This window comes from Vibrio sp. 10N.286.51.C3 (assembly GCF_003050065.1).
GTDB lineage: Bacteria > Pseudomonadota > Gammaproteobacteria > Enterobacterales > Vibrionaceae > Vibrio > Vibrio crassostreae.
The window spans coordinates 128,508-145,961 of sequence record NZ_PIGC01000010.1; the positions used below are offsets into that span (position 1 = coordinate 128,508).

16 protein-coding genes are annotated in these 17,454 nt (G+C 44.9%); all 16 read right to left on the reverse strand.

Annotated elements, in window-relative coordinates:
• Nucleotides 1-3: 3 nt before the first annotated feature.
• Nucleotides 4-1,632: an urea ABC transporter permease subunit UrtB gene (gene urtB / locus CWO27_RS13030; protein ID WP_107899060.1), complete on the reverse strand. Its 1,629-nt coding sequence runs from the start codon at nt 1,630-1,632 to the stop codon at nt 4-6.
• Between the two features lie 127 nt (nt 1,633-1,759).
• Complete coding sequence (gene urtA, locus CWO27_RS13035; protein WP_076650847.1) at nt 1,760-3,046, reverse strand: urea ABC transporter substrate-binding protein; 1,287 nt, start codon at nt 3,044-3,046, stop codon at nt 1,760-1,762.
• Nucleotides 3,047-3,340: 294 nt separating this feature from the next.
• The gene (locus CWO27_RS13040; RefSeq protein WP_107899061.1) at nt 3,341-3,568 is read right to left on the reverse strand and encodes a zinc ribbon domain-containing protein; all 228 of its coding nucleotides are present in this window, start codon (nt 3,566-3,568) and stop codon (nt 3,341-3,343) included.
• Between the two features lie 36 nt (nt 3,569-3,604).
• Entirely contained in the window at nt 3,605-4,606 is a 1,002-nt protein-coding gene (locus CWO27_RS13045; protein WP_107899062.1) for a sensor domain-containing diguanylate cyclase, read from the reverse strand.
• Between the two features lie 289 nt (nt 4,607-4,895).
• Entirely contained in the window at nt 4,896-5,798 is a 903-nt protein-coding gene (locus tag CWO27_RS13050) for a metal-dependent hydrolase (protein WP_107899063.1), read from the reverse strand.
• 131 nt (nt 5,799-5,929) lie between these two features.
• Nucleotides 5,930-7,411: a ribosome biogenesis GTPase Der gene (gene der, locus CWO27_RS13055; RefSeq protein ID WP_017062511.1), complete on the reverse strand. Its 1,482-nt coding sequence runs from the start codon at nt 7,409-7,411 to the stop codon at nt 5,930-5,932.
• A gap of 158 nt (nt 7,412-7,569) precedes the next feature.
• Nucleotides 7,570-8,730 carry an outer membrane protein assembly factor BamB gene (bamB, locus tag CWO27_RS13060; protein ID WP_048613470.1) on the reverse strand — a complete coding sequence of 387 codons (1,161 nt, stop codon included), beginning with the start codon at nt 8,728-8,730 and terminating at the stop codon, nt 7,570-7,572.
• A gap of 10 nt (nt 8,731-8,740) precedes the next feature.
• Entirely contained in the window at nt 8,741-9,355 is a 615-nt protein-coding gene (locus CWO27_RS13065) for a YfgM family protein (RefSeq protein WP_107899064.1), read from the reverse strand.
• 79 nt (nt 9,356-9,434) lie between these two features.
• A complete protein-coding gene (gene hisS, locus CWO27_RS13070) occupies nt 9,435-10,703 on the reverse strand; it encodes a histidine--tRNA ligase (protein ID WP_017062514.1) in 1,269 nt (422 codons plus the stop codon).
• A 70-nt stretch (nt 10,704-10,773) separates the two neighbouring features.
• Nucleotides 10,774-11,895, reverse strand: coding sequence for a flavodoxin-dependent (E)-4-hydroxy-3-methylbut-2-enyl-diphosphate synthase (gene ispG / locus CWO27_RS13075; RefSeq protein ID WP_048658835.1), 1,122 nt, complete (start codon nt 11,893-11,895; stop codon nt 10,774-10,776).
• 7 nt (nt 11,896-11,902) lie between these two features.
• Nucleotides 11,903-12,856 carry a cytoskeleton protein RodZ gene (gene rodZ / locus CWO27_RS13080; RefSeq protein WP_107899065.1) on the reverse strand — a complete coding sequence of 318 codons (954 nt, stop codon included), beginning with the start codon at nt 12,854-12,856 and terminating at the stop codon, nt 11,903-11,905.
• 440 nt (nt 12,857-13,296) lie between these two features.
• Entirely contained in the window at nt 13,297-14,439 is a 1,143-nt protein-coding gene (locus tag CWO27_RS13085) for a bifunctional tRNA (adenosine(37)-C2)-methyltransferase TrmG/ribosomal RNA large subunit methyltransferase RlmN (protein WP_017062516.1), read from the reverse strand.
• Nucleotides 14,440-14,730: 291 nt separating this feature from the next.
• Nucleotides 14,731-15,165, reverse strand: a complete 435-nt coding sequence (gene ndk, locus CWO27_RS13090) for a nucleoside-diphosphate kinase (RefSeq protein ID WP_008222758.1) — start codon at nt 15,163-15,165, stop codon at nt 14,731-14,733.
• Between the two features lie 106 nt (nt 15,166-15,271).
• The gene (gene pepB, locus CWO27_RS13095) at nt 15,272-16,567 is read right to left on the reverse strand and encodes an aminopeptidase PepB (protein WP_107899066.1); all 1,296 of its coding nucleotides are present in this window, start codon (nt 16,565-16,567) and stop codon (nt 15,272-15,274) included.
• A gap of 206 nt (nt 16,568-16,773) precedes the next feature.
• Nucleotides 16,774-16,974: a Fe-S cluster assembly protein IscX gene (gene iscX / locus CWO27_RS13100; RefSeq protein WP_004740335.1), complete on the reverse strand. Its 201-nt coding sequence runs from the start codon at nt 16,972-16,974 to the stop codon at nt 16,774-16,776.
• A gap of 134 nt (nt 16,975-17,108) precedes the next feature.
• Entirely contained in the window at nt 17,109-17,447 is a 339-nt protein-coding gene (fdx, locus tag CWO27_RS13105) for an ISC system 2Fe-2S type ferredoxin (protein WP_017629863.1), read from the reverse strand.
• Nucleotides 17,448-17,454: the final 7 nt, after the last annotated feature.

The following is a 17,454-nucleotide window of genomic DNA, read 5'->3' on the forward strand; positions in this document are numbered from 1 at the left end:
TCCTTAACCTTCAGCCGCACGACCACGTTGCGGGAACAATCCGCGTGGGCGTTTTTGAATAAATAGAATGATGAAAACCAGCACTAGAATCTTGGCAAGTACTGCGCCAGCCCAAGGCTCTAAGATCTTATTGAACAAACCAAGGCTTAAGCCTGCGACTAATGTTCCCCACAAGTTGCCTACTCCGCCGAACACCACCACCATGAAAGAATCGATGATGTACGCTTGCCCCATATTCGGGCCAACGTTAGTCAGTTGAGACAGTGCCACACCCGCGACACCCGCCACGCCAGAACCTAAACCAAAGGTCATCGCATCAACTCGTTCAGAACGAATGCCCATCGCGCGCGCCATACCACGGTTTTGAGAAACGGCACGAACCTGCAAACCTAGTGGTGTCTTTTTCAGAACCATTAATAAGCCCATAAACACCAAACCACAGAACAAGATGATATAAAGTCGGTTGTAGGTCAGAGATAACATTGGGTTCAATTGAAGTGCGCCAGACATCCATTCAGGTGTGCTCACTGAGCGGTTCAAAGGAGAGAAAATCGAGCGAACGGCTTGCTGCAAGATCAAGCTAATACCAAAGGTCGCGAGCAAGGTTTCCAATGGGCGTCCATAAAGATGACGAATCACACTTCGCTCAATCGCAATGCCCACTAAGCCAGACACAATGAATGCCGCTGGAATGGAAAGTACTAGCGCTAGGCCAATATGATTCGGCATCAACAACTGCAATACATAAGTGGTGTAAGCGCCAATCATGATCAGCTCGCCATGAGCCATGTTGATAACGCCCATCACACCAAAGGTAATCGCTAAGCCAATGCCCGCCAGCACCAATACCGAGCCTAAGCTCAAACCGAAGAATACTGTTTCTACACCCGAATAGAGTGCTTGGCTTTGTTGATAGCTATCCATCGCGCGCTCTGCTGCTGCCAATACCTTGGGATCTTGTTCGCTGTTCAGTAGTTGATTCAAAGTTTTGAGTACCACTGAATGTTTGAAGTCACCGACTCGGTCAATCGAAACCACACGATCGTCAACCGTGGCACTCTTATCAAGAGAAGTGAAAATAGCTAACGACAAGTCCATCAACTCAGCGACTTTGCCCTCTGACTCACTGGTTCTGAGTACTGCTAAACGATCGATGATGTTAGAATCTTTGGTACCGAGCAGATCCAGAACCGCTTTATAACGTACGTCTGGGTTACTGCTGTTGAGTCCAATAGAAGCAATTTCCCCGCGCAAGATGCCGCGAAGTTTGTTATTTACTCGAACCTTTTTAAACTGTCTAGCATTCTCGATACTGAGGCTTGATTCATCCCACACCGACTGAGCTGACGTCGCTGTTTTGATGCTTTGAATGAGGTAGAGCTGTTTATACTGCTCGCTCTGTTTATCACCAAAATAGTAAAGGTTTCCGTTTAACCAACCATCCAGAATAGGTTTCGACACATCTTCCGTTTGCGTCTCAATCACCCAATCAATAGCTAATTCTTTATCCGATGTTTTCTTACCAACTAGCGCCTTGGTAAAGCTAGCTTCATCCGTTATTCCAGCAAAAGCCAACTGAGCACTGACTGCCATAAGCAATAGCGCCTTAAATACGTTCAATAGGTTTTTCATCCCTGCTTCCTTAATCCATCGAGCTAGATATTGTTATTTTTGCTTGATGGATACGTGGATAATTATTGTTATCTGAAAAGTAATGAGCCTTCTCAGTTTGCTAAGGAAAAGGCTCATATTTATGGATCTAGTTACCGCCAGAACACTTCTTGGTTTCGACGTTAAACGCACCACATGAGAATGGCTTCGACCAGCTAGAGAACAGTTTTGCCGATTCAGGTAAGTAACTCGACCAAGCATCACCCGCAACTAGACCTGTGGTTTCCCAAACGATATCGAATTGACCATCGTCTTGGATCTCACCGATCAGGACTGGTTTAGTTATATGGTGGTTTGGCAGCATGGTTGAGTAGCCGCCAGAAAGGTTAGGTACAGACACACCAATCAAAGCATCTTGTACAGATTCCGGATCGGTTGTACCCGCGTTGGTTACCGCTTGCGCCCACATGTTGAAGCCCACATAGTGCGCTTCCATTGGGTCATTGGTGACACGCTTTTCACTCTTTATGAACGACTGCCACGTTTCAACGAACTCTTCATTGGCTTCGGTATCAACACTCATGAAGTAGTTCCATGCGGCTAGATGGCCTACTAGTGGTTCTGTGTCCATACCTGAAAGTTCTTCTTCACCAACAGAGAATGCAATAACTGGGATGTCTTCAGATGAAATGCCTTGTGCGCCAAGCTCTTTATAGAAAGGTACGTTAGCATCGCCGTTCACAGTAGAAACCACAGCGGTTTTCTTACCGGCTTCGCCGAACTTTTTGATGTCTGAAACGATAGATTGCCAATCAGAGTGACCAAATGGCGTGTAGTTGATCATGATGTCTTCTTCTGCGACACCTTTATCTTTTAGGTAAGCTTCTAAGATCTTATTGGTAGTACGTGGGTAAACGTAATCGGTACCTGCAAGTACCCAACGCTCAACTTCAAGCTCTTCCATCAAGTAATCCACTGCTGGGATCGCTTGTTGGTTTGGCGCGGCACCGGTGTAGAAAACGTTTTTAGAGGACTCTTCACCTTCATACTGTACTGGGTAGAAAAGGATGCTGTTGAGTTCTTCAAAGACAGGCAGCATCGATTTACGTGATACCGATGTCCAACCACCGAACACCACATCGACCTTCTCTTTTTCGATAAGCTCACGCGCTTTCTCAGCAAATAGCGGCCAGTTTGACGCAGGGTCAACCACAACAGGCTCTAGCTTCTTGCCAAGTAAACCGCCCTTTTTGTTCTGCTCTTCGATAAGCATTAGCACGGTATCTTTTAGCGTTGTTTCACTGATCGCCATGGTACCAGACAGTGAATGTAGAACGCCGACCTTGATGGTCTCATCAGCCGCAAGCACGGTAGCAGAAGAAAATGAAAGTGTTGTACACAGTGCAGCTAGCGATAAATTGAACACCTTGTTCATGATAGTACTCCATAATTGTATTTTTGTTATTCAATTACAGAGTTACAAGAAGAGTGCCAAACTTATAAATCAACAAGTTTATTTATAAGTTATTGTATTAATAGAATTTAAAATTAACTCACACCAGTAGAGTGCATAGTAATCATGTAACTATGTTTCATACTGGTGCAGCGGCGATAAGAATGAACCAAGATGACACATTCCTGTTCTTCAGATACAAAAAAGACCCAACACTTTAGTATTGAGTCTCTGGTATAACATCACCGATAGTCGTTCAAACCATGCAGTTTAAGGCTATTCCGCTGGTTGGAATTCGAATTTTACTCTCGATTTAGACTTAAGCTCGTTGCAATCGCCATTGCAAAAATAGCTCGCGGCACCACAGGCTTGAAGCTTCTCAAGTTGGCAGCTGCATTCAGGGCAAAACCCAACTTTAGTAAAGTGAGCCTGACAAGTTTCACAATGATATTTACCATCCCAACCAAGCTCAGACTGACACTTAGGGCAGATATTTTCACTCATTAGCATTTCCTAATTCACTACTCTGTTTACAATCTACTACTGCTGGGATTTAGCTTGCTTGATTTGGTACATGTTCTTATCAGCTTGTGCAATCAACTGGTCTAATCCTTGAGGATCTTTCTCACAAGAAAGCCCGACACTCACTGAAAACTGCACATCATTGATATAAAGCGCTTGTTGCAGTGCTTTTTCTAAGCTGTGATAGAAGCTAACAACGCTTTCTTGATCATCAAAACAAGAGAACACCACAAACTCATCACCACCATAACGTCCTATCTTGGCACAGGCTGTAGTTGCCTCATCAAGAACCTCAGCAACCGCCAACAACACATCGTCACCGAAACTGTGGCCATAGGTATCATTTATCGATTTGAACTTATCGACATCAACAAACAGACACGCCATCACCTTTTGTGCAAAACAGCGCTTAGTTAACACTTTTTCGGCTTCATTGAACAATGCCCGACGATTCAAACAGTGAGTTAGAGAATCACGATTGGCGAAAAAGTTAAGCTGATTCTCCAGCTCAAACTTCTCTAGTGCGACCGAATACAGAGACGCTAATAGCTCTAAGATCTCGAGCTCAAATTCATGTGGTTCAGAGATGTACTGACTATAAATAGCAAAGGTACCCAAAACATTACCGCGCGACGATATAATGGGTACCGACCAACAGGCATGCAGATTGGCTTGGCTGGTTAAGGCTAAGAAAGGCGCCCAGTTTGGGTGTGCATTGATGTCTGAAACCATAACGGCTTTCTTGAGTGCCGCCGCCTCTCCACAAGAACCAATTCCCACACCTATCCCCACCCCTTCTATTTGCTGATTATAAAAATCAGGTAGGTTCGGAGCATATTCAAGGTGCAAAGTCTTTGACTCTGAGTTGAGCAGTAAAATTGAAGCCATGCGCTGACCAAAAAGCAGCTCAGTAAGCTGAATGATCTTATGGTTTAAGTCCTTGCGATCCATCCCAAGGGCAAGCTTCCGCAGCAAACTATTGACTGCTCGGTGGCCTTCTAATAAAAATTGTTGTTCCATTCACTAAAGCTTTCAATTGCGTAATTGGGTACAGCTTGTTCTTATGCAAGCTTGTTATTGGTTAATAATAACACACTAAGTTAGTACCACACACAACCGAAGATCATAGGTTGATCTTTCGCTTTATCTATTTTGATCAGCGATCTACCCCAAAAAGAATATTTATATCACCACACACCGAAAGCATAAGTTACATGTGCTGCATTTCAATTTTAAATGGTCATTTATATCAAAAGTTACATATTAAAACAGAATATACAGCACAACCCATTTCGATCTGCAGTCTAAATCATCGAATTACATGCGTCAGCATTTCAATATGCTGGTCATCTAGCTGGGTTAACTTAACGGATAATGCCTTAAGTTCTGAGGTGTTCTCGATGTGAGTACCACCACACGGAATAGACACCAAAGTATCGCTATCCAACTGCCATTCCCAATAGCGAGAGTCTGTTAATGTCTCGCCTTCCAGTCGCATCGCAACTGGTGTCGGCTCTGCAAGCCAGCCCGCAATCATCTGGTTGATGTCAGCTTCAATGCCATCTAGGTTTGCTAGCATGTCTGCAACGTTCAAACCGCGCTTCTTCAGGGTTTTGCCTAAACGATACTTATCAGTACATAGATCAGGAGTCACAAAGCTCGTCACTTGTGCATAGCTATTGAAATCGTAGCTGCCAAGCGGATCTTTTCTGTCCGCATCTTTACGCCAGTAGCTTTCAGCCAATACTTTATTCAGGGCTAGAAAAGCGATGTGGCCAGCACTGTGACCACGGCTCAAACTGGCTTGATATTCTTTATCAACCGACAACACGACTTCGTCGCTAACCTTAATCATAGAAGCAGATGCGGGTAGCTGGTGGACAACCACAAACGCCCACCCTTCCGTATCACGCTTAACAGGTATATCTGCTGCGATAAAAAGTTTTCCAGTGGATTGTTCTATGGAACCAACAAGGCAATCTTCAACGGGATATTGCACGTCACCAACATTCACAAAGCCTTGGTCTGCCGGGTGATCTGGCCAAATATGACTCACTGGATGGAAAGGTGTTACGTCGGTGATCAAGTAAGTTTTACTGTCATCACTTTCAACGTACAGCGCTTTAGCATTGAACTGCCAGGCCTGATGACAAAATTTAGTGATGGTTGGTGTGATTGCTGACGCAGGTGTAATCAAATCGCTAGTAGTCATATCGTTCTTCTTTGGGAATCTAGTCTGATTCGTTAAGCCATGATGATAAAAACGTATTGTTATGGCTTAACGTGAATTTTGCTTAAAAAAATACCCGAGACAGGCTCGGGTATCAAATCTATTGGAAAGGTTTACTTACGACCTTTAACCATGCTCATCATACGTTTACGTTTGCGTTCTTGAGAAATTGTCAGCTTGTTTGTCTTAGCTTCAAATGGGTTCTCGCTGTTCTGGAACTGAATGCGAATAGGTGTACCCATAATTTCTAGTGAACGACGGTAGTAGTTCATCAAGAATCGTTTGTATGAATCTGGCAAGTTACGAACTTGGTTACCGTGGATAACGATAATCGGTGGGTTGTAGCCACCAGCGTGCGCGTATTTCAGTTTCACACGACGGCCACGAACCATAGGCGGTTGGTGATCATCAGTCGCCATCTTCATGATACGAGTTAGCACAGAAGTACCAACACGAGTCGTCGCTGACTTGTAAGCTTCTTGAACAGACTCAAACAAGTGACCAACACCTGTACCGTGAAGTGCAGAGATAAAGTGAATACGTGCGAAATCAACGAAACCTAAGCGACGGTCTAGCTCTTTCTTAACGCGTTCTTTAACGTCGTTATCTAGGCCATCCCACTTGTTTACCGCAATCACGATTGAACGACCCGCGTTCAACGCAAAGCCTAACAAGCTTAGATCTTGATCAGAGATGTTTTCGCGAGCATCGATAAGCAGCAATACAACGTTGGCATCTTCAATCGCTTTCAGTGTTTTAACTACTGAGAACTTCTCTACCGTTTCGTTGATGTTTTTACGACGACGAACACCCGCAGTATCGATTAGAACGTATTCACGCTCATCACGTTGCATTGGGATATAGATAGAGTCACGAGTTGTGCCTGGCATATCGTAAACAACCACACGCTCTTCACCAAGAATACGGTTAGTTAGCGTTGATTTACCTACGTTAGGACGGCCAATGATCGCTAGTTTGATCGGTTGATCTTGAAGACGCTTGAATTCTGCTTCAGCTTCTTCTTCTGTAAATTCAACCTGCTCTTCTTCTTCGTCTTCAAACTCAGTCAAATCGCTTACTTCGCCATTTTCCGCTTTTAGCGCTTCTGCGAACGGGTTAAGAGCAAGATCAATCAGTGCAGTAACACCACGACCGTGCGCCGCAGCGATTTGGTACATGTCTTCTACGCCTAGTTGCCAGAAGTCAGCACTTGCAGCATCAGGGTCGATACCATCAACCTTGTTTACCACTAGCATTGAAGGCTTTTCTAGTTGACGCAGGTGCTTAGCAATCGCCACGTCTGAAGGTGTTAGACCCGCACGGCCATCTACCATAAATAGAACGACATCAGCTTCATCAATCGCCGCTAGCGACTGTTCAGCCATTTTAGTTTCAACACCTTCTTCAGTACCGTCGATACCGCCAGTGTCAATAACAATAAAGTCATGCTCGCTAAAATGAGCATGACCGTATTTACGGTCACGCGTTAAGCCAGGGAAATCCGCAACCAATGCATCACGAGTTCGAGTCAATCGGTTAAATAACGTAGATTTACCTACGTTCGGACGCCCTACTAGAGCAACAACAGGTACCATAACAACCTCTACAATTTCTTCTCTAAATGTAGTTATAGGTAAGCACTTGTTCGCAAGTTTAAACTCTTACCTATAACCACACGGTTTATTAATTTTTAACAACAAAACGGCTCCTGGCTGTTACCAACCAGGAGCCGACTGTGAATTATATCACGCTTTTATTGGCTAATCGTTAGTTTCTTTACATCGCCATTGCGAGTCGTCACTAAGTAGCCTTCAGGCAGTTCAATTGGTGCAACCGCAAAGCCGCTATCATCGACAAGCTGTTGAGCAACAAACTCACCCGATGAACGATCTAACCAGTGCAGGTAACCTTCTGTGTCACCCACGACTACATAACCATTAATAATAGCAGGTGCTGTCAGTAAGCGGTTTTCTAACAATGGAGTGCTCCACAGTTCAGTACCACTACGAGCATCAACCGCAACCACATGGTCTTTGTCGGTAACAACGAACAAACGGCTGCCATCACTTGCTAAATCAATCGCTGACGAGTAGTTACGCTTCCAAATGGGCTTACCAGAACGAAGGTCAATTGCAATCAGCTGACCATTGATACCTACGGTATAAAGGGTGCCACCGAGAACAATTGGAGATGCATCAACATCAACCAAGCGATCGATTTCCGTTGCGCCTTTTGGCGTGCCTACTGGCTGTTGCCAAATAAGCTGACCACGGTCGACGATAGCTGCAGCTAGACGACCATTTGCTGTACCCCAGAATACACCACCAGAAACCGCAACCGGTGAGCTATCACCACGGAGTGTTAGGCTTGGTACTTCAGTACTGATGGTCCATTTTTGTTCGCCACTGGCTTGATCTAACGCGATCAACATACCGCGACTGGTATGAACAATGACCATGTTGCTATCAGTTGCTGGGGATGCAAGCACCTCGCCATTCACTGATACACGCCACAGCTCTTCACCGGTCGATTCTTCCAATGCGATCACTTCGCCATTTTCAGAACCAACAAATACTTTACCGTAAGCCGCCGTTAAGCCACCCGATAAACGAGCCAGTACGTCTTTCTCAAGATCGACTTTCCACAGCTCTTTACCTGTATCAGGATCAAGCGCTTTAACCATACCTTCACGGCTTGCAACAAACACTTTGTCGTAAGCCAATTCTGGCGTTAGTTTTGAAAAGTAGTGACCAACACCATCACCAACCGACGTAGACCATTCCTGACTAGGAGTGAACTCGCTGTTTACCGTTGGTACTGGAGCCATGATTACGGTGTCTTCTTCACCCGCACAGCCAGCTAGTAGGCCAAGAGCAATCGCACACAACGCCGCTTTTGGAAACATCTTCTTCATTCAAAGCGCCTTATTTAGCTAGGTCGTCAAGTTTGATTTGAAGCGTTTGGCTAGCATCAACAGCTTGCTGTGCTTCTGTGTAAGCACTGTATGCTGCGTCAGTGTCGCCTTTACGAAGTGAGATATCACCACGCAGTTCAGCAACACGGCCTTTCCAAGATTCATCAGTCATAGCAGTAAGATCAGTCAATGCTGCGTCAAATTCACCTTGCTCAGCTTTAATGCGTGCAACACGGTAAGTAAGTAATGGCGCAAGTGCCGCATCCTTAGTTGCCGATTTTGCCCACTCTAGCTGTTCAAGTGCTGCTGCTAGCTCACCCGCTTGCACTTGTACTTTTGCTAATTGCATAGCTGCAAGTACTGAGTACTCAGCGTCTTTGTTTGCGTCGATGAAAGCTTGAATATCAGATTGAGCATCAACGCCCTTAGTATCAAGAGCTGAAATTACAGAGGTGTAGCTTTCTGAAGCTGCTTCACGCGCTTCAACGACTGAATCTTGGTAATAACGCCAGCCAAATAGACCACCTAAACCAATAACCGCACCAAAGATTACGGCTTTACCGTTCTCTTTCCACCAATCTTTAATGGCTTCAACTTGTTGCTCTTCGCTATCGTAAAGTTCCACTTCCTGTCCTCTTTAATTCTTTAAACGCCAGCATAGTGCTGACGTTAGTATTCATTATGAGCGTTTGCTCAATGGCTAATTAGATTAGCGCAGCAACTTTCTCTGCAACTTCCGTTTGAGACACGGTTTCTTGCTCGCCGCCAACCAGATCTTTTAGCACAACTGTATTGTCAGCAACTTCGTTCTCACCAAGTACCAGCGCCACAACAGCACCTACTTTGTCAGCACGTTTGAATTGCTTCTTGAAGTTACCACCACCGAAGTGGTTCATTACACGCACGCCTTCAACGGTGTCGCGTAATTGATTCGCTAACTGCATGCCCGCGATCATAGTACCTTCGCCAGCAGCAACTACGTAAACATCAACGCTACGGCGAACTTCTGTTAGCTCTAGCGTTTCCATCATAAGAACCAGACGCTCTAGACCCATTGCGAAGCCAACTGCATTGGTTGCTTTGCCGCCTAGTTGCTCAACAAGACCATCGTAACGGCCGCCGCCACATACAGTACCTTGAGCACCAAGGCTGTCAGTGATCCACTCAAATACAGTGCGGTTGTAGTAATCTAGGCCACGCACTAGACGCTCATTAACTTGGTATTCGATACCAACAGCGTCAAGAAGTTCACACAAACCAGCAAAATGTTGCTTCGATTCTTCACCTAGATATTCAGATAGTCGAGGTGCGTCACCTAAGATAGCTTGAACATCAGGGTTCTTAGTATCAAGTACACGTAGAGGGTTAGTGTGCATGCGACGTTTGCAGTCTTCGTCAAGCACATCAATGTGCTGCTCAAGGAAAGCCACTAACGCAGTGCGGTAGCTTACGCGATCTTCTTGAGAACCGATTGAGTTAAGCTCTAGGCGAACGTGCTTATCGATGCCTAGCTCACGCCATAGACGTGCTGTCATCATGATAAGTTCTGCGTCAACATCTGGACCGTCTAGGCCAAACACTTCAACACCACATTGGTGGAATTGACGGTAACGACCTTTTTGAGGACGCTCGTGACGGAACATAGGGCCCATGTACCATAGGCGCTGTTCATCACGGTTGATAAGGCTATTTTGAATACATGAACGTACACAACCTGCTGTGCCTTCTGGACGCAGCGTTAGGCTATCGCCATTGCGGTCATCAAAAGTGTACATTTCTTTAGAAACAACATCTGTCTCTTCACCAACTGCACGGCTAAATAGGTTTGTTTCTTCAACGATAGGCATACGTACTTCGTTGTAACCGTATGCGCTCACCACGTTTTTAACTGCGCTTTCTACTTTCTGCCACAGTGGTGATTGAGTTGGAAGGCAGTCGTTCATGCCTCGAATTGCTTGGATATTTTTAGCCACAGTATTTATTCCGTAATTTCTCACGACCAGGTGTTAGTGCGAATAGACAATCACACCCCATCGCGTTGTATTAATCTTCTAAGTTTTCTACATCAATGCGATTTGCTTGATCAAGCACTGACGCTTTTGCACGAATCTTAGCTTCAAGTTTGTCGACAAGATCATCGTTGTCGAAGCGCTCTTTCTGACGCTTACCGTCTTCGTAGAAGGCACTCTTACGTGCACTACCCGCTAGACCTAAGTGAGACACTTCAGCTTCACCAGGGCCGTTAACCACACAACCGATGATTGATACATCCATTGGTGTAATCACGTCTTCTAGGCGCTCTTCAAGAGCATTAACGGTGTTAATAACATCGAACTCTTGACGTGAACAGCTTGGGCACGCAATGAAGTTGATGCCACGCGAACGAATACGCAAAGATTTAAGAATATCAAAGCCGACTTTGATCTCTTCAACAGGATCAGCCGCTAGCGAGATACGCAGCGTATCGCCGATACCTTCAGAAAGAAGCATACCTAAACCTACCGCGGACTTCACAGAGCCAGCACGTGCCCCACCCGCTTCGGTAATACCAAGGTGAAGAGGTTGGTCAATCTGCTTAGCCAGCAAACGGTAAGAACCAACAGCTAGGAATACATCAGACGCCTTCACGCTGACTTTGAATTGATCAAAGTTCAGACGGTCGAGGATATCTACGTGACGCATTGCTGATTCAACAAGCGCTTCTGCTGTAGGCTCTGTGTATTTCTCTTGGATCTCTTTCTCAAGAGAACCGCCGTTAACACCAATACGAATCGGAATATTCATATCACGTGCGCAATCAACAACTGAGCGGATACGGCTTTCGTTACCGATGTTACCTGGGTTGATACGCAGACAGTCAACGCCGTACTCTGCCACTTTAAGAGCAATACGGTAGTCGAAGTGAATATCAGCAACCAAAGGAACAGAGACCTGCTGTTTGATTAGCTTAAAGGCTTCAGCGGCATCCATAGTCGGTACAGATACGCGAACGATATCAGCGCCAACTTTTTCCAAAGCTCGAATTTGAGCAACGGTCGCGGCTACATCTGTTGTTCTTGTGTTGGTCATGGATTGCACAGCAATTGGTGCACCATCACCGATCGGCACATCACCCACATAAATACGGGTTGATTTGCGACGAATAATAGGAGATTCGTGTTGCATATTAACTCTAAGGTAAGGTTATTCTAGCTACTTTGCCTGAAGTATACCCAGAAAGGTCGACAGGTTCACTTGCAAATGTCATTGATACGCCCTCTGGCGCGCCTAGAATCACTTTATATGGCGCGGTTCCTGATAGATTTAATGACTGACCTGCTTTTTTGATGCCAGTCGACAGGGTTTTACCGGTTGCATCTTTTACTTGGATCCAACAATCAGCAGAGAACTGCATCACTAGCTCGTTAGCCACAACTTCAGGAGTAGCACTTGCTTCTACAGCTTCTGCCTTAGCAGCAACTTCAGTAGCGGATTCTGTCTCTGTTGCTTGTTGTGCCGCAGTTTCGTCAGCTAGAGCAACTGCATCTGAAGTATCTTCCGTATCGCTTATAGCAACAAGGTCATCTGTACTTTCAGCAGCAGCACCTGCTTCGTTTTGTTCAGCTTCAATCACTTCTAAAGAGGTGAATTCAGGGGCAAGTGATTCTTCTACCGCTAGCTCTTCTGAACTTGCAGTATTCGCTAAAGATTGAGATAGGGTGTCTTGCTGTTGGTTCTGCCACCACCACAGTGAAGAGATACCCGCAATTACCGCAAAAATGCTCCAAGTAAGGATCATAATACGGCTGTTGTGCTTCTCGGTTTTGGTCTTACGAGAAAAGCTCAGCATTTCTTGCTCTTGATGCTGAGCATCACCAGCATGATGCAGCGCACTCAATACGACTTTTTCGTCAAGATTGACGTATTTCGCGTATGAACGAATGTAGCCACGCATAAACGTCGCCACTTGATCTGACTCGAATTGGTTTTCTTCAATTTGCTGAATCAGCGTAACGCGAAGTTTTAAGCGATCAGAAATCTGCTTTTGCGTTAAACCAAGAGATTCTCGTTTGTTCTTAAGCAGCGTTCCCGCTTCCAAAGCTGGAGCGATCGGTTCTTGCGTTTGTGTATCTTGTTCTGTGTTCATAGAGAGTGAACTTCTAAAGTATTATCGCAAGTTGAGGAGAGCGTTTTTTTATTGTCGTTTAAGCTCAATCTAACAACCCACGTTATGTGGAATTTTTCCTGCTATCTGAATCATCAACCCTTAAAGGCGAACATCATTCATTTGTTATGGATGACCTTCTCAGGAAGCTAGTTTATCAAGTAGCCAACCTAAATAGACATATTGGCGATCAGTAGCAAGCGAGCACTTAAATTAATTTAAGATTAGTTAATCATAAGCTAATGCCATTACAAGGCAAAAACACTTTAAACAAAATTTACCGTCAGCTCATGGTTTTGTCCAAAATTTGACGAAAAATGTAAGAAAGCGTGGGCAAGAAGTCCAAAAAATCAAAAACTGTCCCCCAGAAAAGCAACAAGCCAGAAGTAAGACTTCTGGCTTGTTTAGGTTCTAATCGCGTTTTATACCGCTTTTACTTCAATCACGCCACCGGCAATTAAGTTCGCTTCAGAGGCTGCTTTAAGCATTTTAGTACGCTTGGTTCTGTCAATAACATCACCGACTAACTGACCACACGCGGCATCAATATCATCACCACGCGTTTTACGAACCGTTACTGTGTAGTTGTATTCCATCAGCGTTTTTTGGAAGCGATCAATTCGAGAGTTACTTGGCTTCTTATAAGGCGAACCCGGGTAAGGGTTGAATGGAATCAGGTTGATCTTACAAGGCGTCTCTTTCATTAGCTCTGCAAGTTCACGTGCGTGGTCCATATCATCATTCACATGATCCAATAACACGTACTCAACCGTTACTTTACCGCGGTTAGCATTTGAAGAGGCAATGTAACGACGAACAGATGCTAGGAAGTCTTGGATATCCCAACGATCGTTGATCGGCATGATTTGGCTACGTAGTGCATCGTTTGGTGCGTGTAGAGAGATAGCCAATGCTACATCGATGTTGTCTGTCATTTGGTCAAGGCCAGATACAACACCAGAAGTTGATACGGTTACACGACGCTTAGACAGTGCGAAACCTAGATCATCAAGCATGATTTCTAATGATGGCATTAGGTTCTTCATGTTCAATAGAGGCTCGCCCATACCCATCATTACAACGTTAGTAATTGGACGACGACCGGTTTCTTTTTCTAGGCCGATTTCGCGAGATGCACGCCAGATTTGGCCAACAATCTCTGAAACTTTTAGGTTACGGTTAAAGCCTTGTTGAGCTGTAGAACAGAACTTACATTCAAGTGCACAACCAACCTGTGAAGATACACACAGCGTCGCACGGTCACCATCTGGGATGTATACCGTTTCAACGTCTTGGTCGCCAACGCTCATCGCCCATTTGATTGTGCCATCTGAAGAGTGTTGAGCTTCAGAAACAACAGGTGCAACAATCTCACAGCGACGTTGCAGTTTCTCACGTAACTTTTTGTTGATGTTGTTCATTTGTTCGAAGTCATCGACACCGAAGTGATAAATCCACTTCATCACTTGCTCTGCTCGAAACGCTTTCTCATTCAGTTCTTCTGTGAAAAATTTACGAAGACCTTTACGATCAAAATCGAGTAGATTGACTTTAGCTGTGGTCATGATGCCTCTCAATGACGGAACAATAATTAAGGGCGCGAATTGTACAGGCTTTACGCAACTTCAACAAGCACTGTAAAACCCTGTGTTTATTAAGACATTCAAACTTAAGCGATTAAAATTTGAACAACTGTATTTATCAGCCTGAGATTACCCAATTTAAACAAAAGATTCCCGACTACGCTCCTTCGTCGCTTTCAGGAATGACGACTAAATTGATTATCGAGAACGTAAAACTCACTTACAAAAAAGGCCTCACCGAAGTGAAGCCTTTAGAATCATTTGCTGTGTCGCTTATTGAGCTGGGCGTGGGCAAATTTCAGATTCTGGGAAGAAGAACTCGATTTCACGAGCTGCAGACTCAGGGCTGTCGCTGCCGTGTACTGAGTTGTAACGCATGCTGATTGCGTAGTCAGCGCGGATAGTGCCGCATGCTGCTTCTTCTGGGTTAGTTTTACCCATTAGTTCACGGTAACGAGCGATTGCGTTTTCGCCTTCAAGTACTTGAACCATGATAGGACCAGAAGTCATGAACTCTTTTAGTGGACCAAAAAATTCTTTGCCTTCATGTTCCGCGTAGAAGCCGCTCGCTTGCTCTTCAGTCAGACGAACCATCTTAGCAGCGATAATTTCAAGACCTGCTTTTTCGATTCGGTGGTAAATTTCACCAACAAGGTTACGCTTAACTGCATCCGGCTTAACAATTGAGAACGTTCTTTCTAGAGCCATAGGGATTCCTTCACTTCATTTTTTTGTTATTAAATACTGAAATTACTGAGATCTTTCAATCTTAGCTTTATGAATGAGCGGCACAAAATACCGCTCACTCTTATTATTATTTTGCTTGGTCAACAAGAAGACGAGCCAGTGTACGAACACCCATACCCGTTGCGCCTGCCGCCCACTTATCACTTGCTGATTTACGGTAGGTACCCGCGCAATCCATGTGAATCCAACCTTTTTTGTAGTCGTCTACAAAGTAAGAAAGGAACGCAGCGGCTGTACTTGCACCCGGCGTGTAATCGCCCGTGCTGATGTTTGAAAGATCAGCAAAGTTTGAAGGCAACATGCCACGGTGGAAATCAGCAAGAGGCAATGGCCATAGGCCTTCTTTCTCTTGGTTTGCCGCCGTTAGCGCTTGATGAGAAAGCTCATCGTCGAAGCTTAATAGTGCGTGGTAGTCGTTACCCAGTGCATTTTTAGCTGCACCAGTTAGCGTTGCACAGTCGATGATAAGCTCAGGGTTTTGTGCACTTGCGTACATCAGGCCATCAGCAAGCACCAAGCGGCCTTCCGCATCGGTGTTCATGATCTCAACTGTCTTACCATTTTTGTAAGTAATGATGTCGCCAAGCTTCAATGCACGGCCAGAGATCATGTTCTCAGCACAACATAGGATAAGCTTGATACGCTTGTTCAGACCACGTTCAATCGCAAGACCCAAACCACCAGTGATGGTAGCTGCGCCGCCCATGTCAGCCTTCATCGCTGTCATGAATTGCCCTGGCTTGATGCTGTAACCGCCTGAGTCAAAGGTAATACCTTTACCCACTAGACAAGCAAACACTGGTGCGTTTTCATCACCGGTTGGGTTGAAGTCCAGTTGCAGCATTGCAGAGGTGCGCTCAGAGCCACGACCTACCGCATAAATGCCTTCCCAACCTTCAGTTAGGAGATCTTTGTCTTTAACGATTTTTGCTTTTACTGTGCCTGCTGGCGCCACTGATTTGATGTATTCAGCTGCCATCGTCGCTAATTGACGAGGAGCCACTTCTTCAGCCGTTTTATTGATAATGTCACGCGTCCAATCAGTAGCACGGATGCGAGCTTCTAGCTCAGCTTGATCGGCTTCTGAAAGTGCACCCCATTCCAATGCATTCTTTTTCTTTGGTCCACGGTAGCCTTGGTAGAAAGCCCAAACGATTTCTAGATCCCAACCTTCACCACGAAGTGAAACGAATGCGATACCTTGTCCGTCAAGCGTACGACCAGCACGCTGAACCGCGCCTAGATCGTGGCCTTCACCAATGTGAATTGTCGCTCCCGCTTCTGAGAACGATAAAATAGCTCTTGCTCCCCACTGAGGCTGGGCAGCTTCTTGACTTAAAAATACTGACATCTGTGTAGACATGATTTCTCCTTGTCATGAACCACTTTGAGTGTGTGATTCTGATTATTTTTTATTAGCGCACTGATGTTAGCATTATGTAGGAGGAAAATGTCATTTTGATAAAAAAACGGACCATAAGGTCCGCTTTTTTTAGTAAGAATTGTTAACTTGGCTGCGTTTTATATTGGACTGATACCAACCCGCGACCAAATCATCAGATAAGAGGATTAATCCATCTCATCCATCCAGCACAAAATAATAGCCTCTAAGATTTTCTCATTCGAGTGGTTAGGCTCGTCGTCGAACTCTTCAAGGTCTAGCACCCATTGATGCAGATCGGTAAAACGTACCGTTTTAGGATCAGTATCAGGGTACAAATCACATAGCTCAATTGCGATATCTCGCGAATCAATCCACTTCAAGCTCATAACACTTCCTTATATTTATCAGCGACGCTATGTCACCTTTATGATCTATATTCTAGGCCAGTTTTCTTAGTATGTTTGTCTAAGCAATAGCTCTCTCAGTCATCACTGTATTAGCCATGACTGAGAACAGGTTCTTAGTGGTCTTCAGAAGCCAGGTTCAATGTGTACTTTGGAATCTCTACTACAAGATCTTCATTCGCCACTTTTGCTTGGCAACCCAGTCGAGATTCCATCTCTAAGCCCCATGCTTTATCTAGCATGTCGTCTTCTAGGTCATCACTCTCTTCTAAAGAATCAAAACCTTCACGAATCACAACGTGACATGTCGTACATGCACACGATTTTTCACATGCGTGTTCAATACCAATACCGGCCTTCAATGCAACATCAAGAACCGTCTCACCAGTTTTTGCTTCTAAAACAGCGCCTTCTGGACATAGATCTTCGTGAGGTAAAACAATAATCTTTGGCATGTTTATC